Annotated in this window: 5 protein-coding genes; 4 read left to right on the top strand and 1 reads right to left on the bottom strand. The window is 59.3% G+C overall.

The features are described 5' to 3' along the window. The first annotated feature begins 150 nt into the window (after window positions 1-150). From A9D60_RS24230 to A9D60_RS24215, 4 genes are read left to right on the top strand one after another with little or no spacing between them, the layout of a single operon-like run. Complete coding sequence (locus tag A9D60_RS24230) at window positions 151-2112, top strand: N-6 DNA methylase (protein ID WP_217492094.1); 1962 nt, start codon at window positions 151-153, stop codon at window positions 2110-2112. Further along, window positions 2112-3377, top strand: a complete 1266-nt coding sequence (locus A9D60_RS24225; protein ID WP_065269960.1) for a restriction endonuclease subunit S — start codon at window positions 2112-2114, stop codon at window positions 3375-3377. Before A9D60_RS24230 ends, A9D60_RS24225 begins: the two co-directional genes overlap by 1 nt. Before the next feature lie 41 nt (window positions 3378-3418). Further along, complete coding sequence (locus A9D60_RS24220) at window positions 3419-6487, top strand: type I restriction endonuclease subunit R (protein ID WP_065269959.1); 3069 nt, start codon at window positions 3419-3421, stop codon at window positions 6485-6487. Next, window positions 6474-7214 carry a M48 family metallopeptidase gene (locus A9D60_RS24215; protein ID WP_065269958.1) on the top strand — a complete coding sequence of 247 codons (741 nt, stop codon included), beginning with the start codon at window positions 6474-6476 and terminating at the stop codon, window positions 7212-7214. Before A9D60_RS24220 ends, A9D60_RS24215 begins: the two co-directional genes overlap by 14 nt. An 83-nt stretch (window positions 7215-7297) precedes the next feature. On the opposite strand, the gene A9D60_RS24210 is transcribed toward A9D60_RS24215, so the two are convergent. After that, on the bottom strand, window positions 7298-7484 hold a 187-nt coding region (locus A9D60_RS24210; RefSeq protein ID WP_141117935.1), incomplete at its 5' end, for a transposase.

Raw genomic sequence — 7484 nt, 5'->3', positions numbered from 1 at the left:
CTTACCGTCTTGCGGTCGAGCCCGGTCTGCCGCGCGATTGCGCTGATGCCAAGGCCCTGCCGCTTCAATTCAAAGATCATCACGATCTCCCTCAATCCCACCACCTGCGAGCCTTTCCATTGGCCTCTACAGGGGAAGTATGCGCGACCGATGATCAGGGGGGCATGCCCCCCTGATCATCGGCATCGGCGCCAAACTGGGGAATTTTCATCCAGCCGTTTTGGGGAGATTACGTCCAGCACTCACAGTGGGTCCGGATCGCTGCTCCTGAAGGCCGCGGACGCCGCCGACGTCGCGCTCACCATCTACGGGCAGGAATTCGACATCACCACCCGCGGCCTCGCCAAGATGAACATGATCATGCATGGGCGCGAGGATGCGGATGTCGCCCAGGGCGATGTCATCGCAGAGCCGCAGTTCAAGGCATCAGAGACCGAGCTTCTTGCCTTCGATTTCGTCGTCGCCAMCCCGCCGTTCTCGGCCAAGGCCTGGGGCTCCGGCCTGACCAGCGACACCCGCTTTGGCCGCTTCGATCTGGGGATGCCGCCGGAAAAGAACGGCGACTTCGCCTTCCTCCTGCATATCCTGGGCTCAATGAAGGCCACCGGCTCCGGCGCGGTCATCCTGCCCCATGGCGTTCTCTTCCGGGGCAACAAGGAAGCCGAACTTCGCGAGAAGATCCTCAAGCGCGGCTACATCAAGGCGATCATCGGCCTGCCCGCGAACCTCTTCTATGGCACCGGCATCCCCGCCTCGATCATCGTCCTCGACAAATCACAAGCCTGCGCAGAACGTCCCGTCTTCATGATCGACGCTTCGCGTGGCTTCATTAAGGACGGCAACAAGAACCGCCTGCGCGAGCGCGACATCCACAAGATCACCGACGCCTACACCCGCCAGGCCGAGATCCCGGGCTACGCCCGCCTCGTTCCCTGGACCGAGATCACCCGCAACGACTTCAACCTGAACATCCCGCGCTACATCGACGGCTCCGACCCCGAGGACCTTCAGGACATCGAGGCGCACCTCAAGGGCGGCGTGCCGAACCGGGACATTGATGGGCTGGCCGAGTTCTGGGAGGTCATGCCCGGGATCCGCGCCACGCTCTTCGGGCCGAACCCGCGTCCAGGCTATTCCGATCCCCTGGTCGAGCCGGAGGAGGTGCGCAGCACCATCCGCGACCACGCCGAATTCACCGCTTTCCAGACCCGGGTCCATGGCATCCTCGACGGTTGGGCCGGGGTGAATGCGCCGCGCATGGATGGCATCCAGGTGGGCGGTAAGCCCAAGGAGCTGATCCACACGATCGCTGAGGACATCCTCGAACGCTTTGCCGAGGCGCCGCTGATCGACCGCTACGAGGCGTACCAGCGGCTCATGTCCTACTGGGCCGAGACCATGCAGGATGATGTCTTCATCATTGCCCATGATGGCTGGGAGGCCGCCAGGGAACTGCGAATTGCCCGGCATGAGAAATCTGATGACGGGAAAAAGACTAAGTGGCTGGAAGATGGGGACCTGACGGTCAGCGGCCAAAGATTGGTCGCTGACGTCATTCCCCCCAAGCTCGTCGTGGCGCGCTTTTTCCCCAAGCTCCAGGAAAAGGTGGACACGACACAGGCACGTGTTGACGAACTCGCTCAGCAATTTTCCGATCTCGTCGAAGAGCACGCGGGCGAAGGGGGCCTTTTGGCGTCTGCATTGTCCGATAGCGGGAAGCTGACCGCAGCCTCCATCAAGGAGCGCCGGAAATGGAGCCACCTGGATGATGAGGAGCAGGAACTTCTGACCCGTGCCAACGTCCTGATCAAGAAAGAGAAAGATGCGCGCAAGGTCGCCAAGGCTGCAGAGGATGAACTGACCGAGGCCACGCTGAGGAAATACCCGCAGTTGACGGAGGAGGAGATCCGCTCCCTGGTCGTGGATGATAAATGGCTGACCGACATTGCTGATCTGATCGAGGCCGAGATCGAGGTGCGGACCGAGCAGATGACGACCCGGGTGCGGGTGCTAACGGAGCGTTATGGGCATACGTTGCCGGAGATGTCGGATGACGTCGATCTGCTCAGCGCAAAGGTCTTTGCGCATCTTGAAGCGATGGGGTTCGCGTAATGACGGCTTCAGATCTAGTCACTGACACCAGCCTGGAGAAGCCGGACGAATGGCCGATGCGCACCGCTGCATCTTTCAACCCTTTCATCACGAGCGGCTCTCGCGGCTGGGCAAAATACTATGCCGATCACGGTGATCTCTTCATGCGGATCACCAATCTGAAGCGCCACCGTATCAAGCCTGACTTATCCGACCGGCAGCACGTTGCCTTGCCCGCGAGCGAGAAAGAGGGACTGCGGACAGGTCTCCGAAACGGTGATATCCTGATCTCCATCACGGCTGATATTGGCATCATAGGATACGTTGACGAGAACGTCCCGACGCCCGCCTACATAAATCAACACGTTGCCTGTCTTCGTCTGCCAGCCGATCAGGTTTCACCGAAGTTCGTGGCCTACTATCTGGCATCGTCTGAGCCGCAACGACGGTTCATTGAGATGACCGATGTCGGAGCGAAGACAGGCATCAATCTGACGACTGTTGGGAAACTCACATTCCCTTGCCCTCCTTTGGTGGAACAAGAAGCCATCGCCGAGGCGCTTTCAGATGCAGATGCGCTGATCGAGGGGCTGGAGCGGCTGATCGCCAAGAAGCGGCTCATCAAGCAGGGCGCCATGCAGGACCTGCTGACCGCCAAGCGCCGCCTTCCGGGGTTCTCGGGGGAGTGGGATGTTGTCTGCCTAAAAGAGCTGGTGATCAGTCATAACTCTGGTGTCTATAAGAAAGCAGACCTTTACGGCAGGGGCTCTAACATCGTTGGCGTTTCGGACATTCATTCCGTTGATTGTATTGACGGCCGGTTGTTCAAGCGTGTTCCTCTCACCAACGACGAAAAAAAGAAATGCACGCTTTCTGCCGGAGACCTTTTGTATGCAGAGTCATCCCTTGTCAAAGAGGGCATAGCAAGAACTGTCTATGTCTCAAATGATGGAGAGGACACCTGTTTTGCATGGCATACGAGACGCTATTCCGTCGATAATCAAAGAATCAGATCAGATTTTCTGTGTTATTTTTTGCAAACCCATGCTTCGCGCAAACATATGATAGACAATTGCATCCAGACAGCAATTACTGGAATTAATACAGTGTCATATTTCGCCTGTCCAATCTCGATTCCAACCATTCCGGAGCAAACTTGTATTGCTGAAATCCTGACTGACATGGATGCCGAAATCCAAGCCCTCGAAACCCGTCTCGAAAAGGCGCGACAGGTGAAGGAGGGCATGATGCAGAACCTTTTGACCGGACGGATCAGGCTGGTCTGACGACATTTCCCATAAGTGACTTTTCCAGAACGGAGTGCCCCATGAGCAAAATCGGCGAGGCGGAACGAAAGGCCCAGAACCGGGTCATCGACCTGCTGTGTGGGGACACCTCCGGCACCCCCGGTGGCCTCGGCTGGCGCTATCTCGGCGACTGGCAAAAACGCGAGGGCAATGCCAATATTGAGCCCTCGCTGCTTCGCCCCTGGCTGGAGGCGCGCGGCTATGCGCCAGAGGTTATCACCCAGGCCATCACCCGCCTTGAGCGCGAGGCGCGGATGGAGGGCAACAAGCTCTATGAGGCCAACCAGAGCTTCTACGAAATGCTCCGCTTTGGAGTGGCCATCGCCCCCGGCACGGGCGAGGCCCCCGTCACCGTCCACTTTGTCGATTGGGGCGATGCTGGCGCCAATGACCTCTGCGTGGCCGAAGAGGTCTCGATCAAGGGTAAGGACGCCAAGGCCTGGAACAAGCGGCCCGACCTGGTGCTGTATGTCAACGGCATCGCGCTTGGTGTGGTGGAGCTGAAAAAATCCACTGTGGGCGTAGGTGAAGGCGTCCGCCAGACGCTCGACAACCAGCGGCCAGAATTCATCCGACATTTCTTTACCACCGTGCAGATCACCTTTGCCGGGAACGACAGCGAGGGGCTGCGCTACGCCCCGATCCAGACTCCACAGCCCTACTGGCTGGCCTGGAAGGAAGAGAGCGGGATCTCGGCCCGGCTCGACCGTGACGTGACGCAGTTGATGGCGCCCGCGCGGTTTCTGGAGCTGATCCACGACTTCACCCTGTTCGACGCAGGCATCAAGAAGATCGCCCGCCCGAACCAGTATTTCGCCGTGAAGGCCGCGCAGGAGCGCGTGCGCGCCCATGAGGGCGGGATCATCTGGCAGACCCAGGGTTCGGGCAAGAGCCTGATCATGGTGATGTTGGCGCGCTGGATCCGGGAAGCATTCCCGGACGGCCGCATCCTGGTGGTGACTGACCGCAAGGAACTGGACAGTCAGATCGAGGATGTTTTCGGCAACACCGGCGACAAGGTGCGGCGTGCGCGGTCGGGCAATGATCTGATGGCTGCTCTCGCCGATCCGGCGGATCGCATCATCTGCTCCCTCGTCCACAAGTTCGGCAAGAAGGAAGAGGGGGAGCTGGAAAGCCTGATCACCGACATCCAGAACGCCAATATCGGTGCGCCCAAGGGCGAGTTCTTCGTCTTCATCGATGAAGCACACCGCACTCAGTCTGGCAAGTTAGCCAAGGCGATGCGTAAGGTGCTGCCCGAAGCCATGTTCATCGGCTTCACCGGCACGCCGCTGCTGCGGTCGGACAAGGGGACTTCGCTCGAGACCTTCGGGCCCTATATCGGCAAGCCCTACCGCTTCGACGAGGCGGTCGATGACGGGGTGGTGCTGGACCTGCGCTATGAGGCCCGCGACATCGACCAGCGCATCAGCGCGCCGGACAAGATCGACGCCTGGTTCGAGGCCAAGACCAAGGGGCTGACACCGATCGCGAAGGCGACGCTGAAGCAACGCTGGGGCACGCTCCAACGTGTCCTGTCGAGCCGTGACCGGCTGGAGCAGATCGCCAACGATATAATCCTGGACATGGAGATGAAGCCTCGCCTGAATGCCGGCATGGGCAACGCCATGCTCGTGGCAGGCTCCATCCCCGAGGCGTGCGAGCTCTTCGAGATTTTCCGCAAGTCCGGGTCAATCCTGGCCGATAAATGCGCAATCGTGACGTCCTACAAACGCGCTGCCCCGGAAATCACCGGTGAAGAAACCGGCATGGGCGAGACCGAGAAGCAGCGCGTCCACCGGGTCTATACCGATCTCCTGGGCGATACGTCGGAGGAAGAGTACGAGGAAGAGGCGCTGCGGCTGTTCAGGAAAGAGCCGGGGCGAATGAAGCTGCTGATCGTGGTCAGCCGGCTGTTGACCGGCTTTGACGCGCCGACGGCGACCTATATCTACATCGACAAGCAGATGCGGGATCATGGGCTGTTCCAGGCGATTTGCCGGGTGAACCGCTTGGACGGCGACGACAAGGATTTCGGCTACATCGTCGACTACAAGGATCTATTCCGAAACATCGAGAGTGCGGTTGATGACTATACGTCCGAGGCTTTCGATGCCTTTGACAAGGAGGATGTCGAAGGTCTGATCACGGACCGCGCCGAGCAGGCCGATGAAGATCTGCGGACGGCACGCGATGCCTGGCTGGGGCTTCTCGATGCCGTCGAGCAGCCGAAGGGCGACGACGAGCTCTTCGCGTATTTCTCCAGCCCCGAAGGCATCGAGAGCGATCCTGACGCGGAAGAGAAGGCTCGCCGCCGCCAAGCGCTTTACAAGTTGGCGGGGCGCTATGCGCGCGCTTACACGAACGTCGCCGCCGAGCCGGACGGATCGGATTTCAACGAGTGGGAACTGGGCGAGATGCGCAAGGAGGTCGAACATGCCATCGGCATCCGCGATGCCGTGCGGCTCCACAGCGGTGATGCCGTTGACATGAAGCTCTACGAGCCGGCGATGCGCCACCTGATCGACAATTACATCCGGGCCGACGACTCTCAGGTCATCTCTCACTTGGATGACATCAGCTTGATTGACCTGGTCGAGAGCAAAGGCGCTCAAGCCGAGGATGATCTTCCGGCGCCGTCCAAGCGGAAGCGTGAGAATGTCGCCGAGGCGATCGAGAACAACGTCAGGAAGCTGATCATCGACGAAACACCCGTGAACCCCAAGTTCTACGAAAAGATGTCGGAGCTGCTGACCGACCTGGTGGCGCAACGCCGGAGTGGCGCGATCGAGTATGCCGAATATTTGGAGAAGATCGCGGAGCTGGTAAGGGCCGCGAAATCCGGGCATGGCAATACCTATCCTGAGAGCATGAAGTCTCCCGGGCAAAAGGCGCTGTTCGACAACTTGGGACAAGATGAGGCCTTGGCGCGCCGCGTTGACGAGGCCGTCCGGGCGACCGCACCCCATGGATGGCGCGGTCATACGATGAAAGAAAAGAAAGTCAGGCGCTGCCTTGAAGCTGAAATTTCGGATCCCGACACCGTCGACACGCTACTGCAAATACTGAAGAACCATGGTGAATACTGAACACCATATCATCGGCGGGACGCCGGTCGAGGTCCGCTGGAAGGCGATCAAGAACCTCCATGTTGGTGTCTATCCGCCGGAAGGACAGGTTAGGGTCGCTGCTCCGCTGAGTGTCAGTCTCGATGCCGTCAAGCTGGCTGTGCTCACGAGAATGGATTGGGTTCGCCGCAAACAGGCCCAGTTCCTCGCCCAGGAGCGCCAGACGCAACGGCAGTACGTCTCGGGCGAGACACACTTCGTTTTCGGCCGGCCTCTTCGGCTTGATGTGATCCAATGGGAAAAGAAGGTCCATCGGATCGAACTGCTAGGCAGTGATCGGCTCCGCTTTTCGGTGCCGGCAGATACAACGCCAGCAATACGCAGGCGTTGGCTGGAAAATTGGTACAAGGCTCGCCTAAGGGAGCACGTAGCTCCACGGCTTGCGTATTGGTCGTCACACTTGGGCGTTGCCACAGAAGCCTGGGGCATCCGGCCGATGAAAACGAAATGGGGGAGCTGCAATCCGGACAAGAAAATCGTCTGGCTAAACCTCGAGCTCGCTAAAAAGCCCACTCGGACAATTGACTATGTACTGCTGCATGAACTCGCCCACCTGATATCGCCTCGCCATGATGAACGTTTCCTCAAAGTACTTGACGACAATATGCCGAGGTGGCGCAGTGTACGCGACGAACTCAATCACTATCCGCTCGCCGCGTGGAATGAACTGCCGTCTGCGTCTCAGTAACGTTCACACACACCTTCTCGGTGTGAATCGGCGTGCAAAATTGGCTCTGACTCAGTTTTGGTGCAACTTCGGCCTCCCTCAGATCAGAGCGCTTGAACGAGCCGCGCTTTGAGCAGGTCGATGTTCGCCCTTCCATACATCTGGCGTTTGAGCGTCTTGAGGCGGTTAATCTGCCCTTCAGTCTGCCCGTTCGACCATGGTTCCCGAAGCGCCGCGGCGACGGCTGCCTGATCGCGCCGCAGCCCGCGGGCAAAGGCACCGAGCAGCCCG

Origin of the sequence: Leisingera sp. JC1 (genome assembly GCF_001679925.1) — a bacterium.
Lineage (GTDB): Bacteria > Pseudomonadota > Alphaproteobacteria > Rhodobacterales > Rhodobacteraceae > Leisingera.
This window is presented reverse-complemented; position numbering and strand designations above follow the sequence as displayed.

What these genes read in the sequence shown, in the direction of transcription:
- A9D60_RS24225 (WP_065269960.1), top strand. Translation starts at nt 2,112, where the DNA reads ATGACGGCTTCAGATCTAGTCACTGACACCAGCCTGGAGAAGCCGGAC.
- A9D60_RS24220 (WP_065269959.1), top strand. Translation starts at nt 3,419, where the DNA reads ATGAGCAAAATCGGCGAGGCGGAACGAAAGGCCCAGAACCGGGTCATC.
- A9D60_RS24215 (WP_065269958.1), top strand. Translation starts at nt 6,474, where the DNA reads ATGGTGAATACTGAACACCATATCATCGGCGGGACGCCGGTCGAGGTC.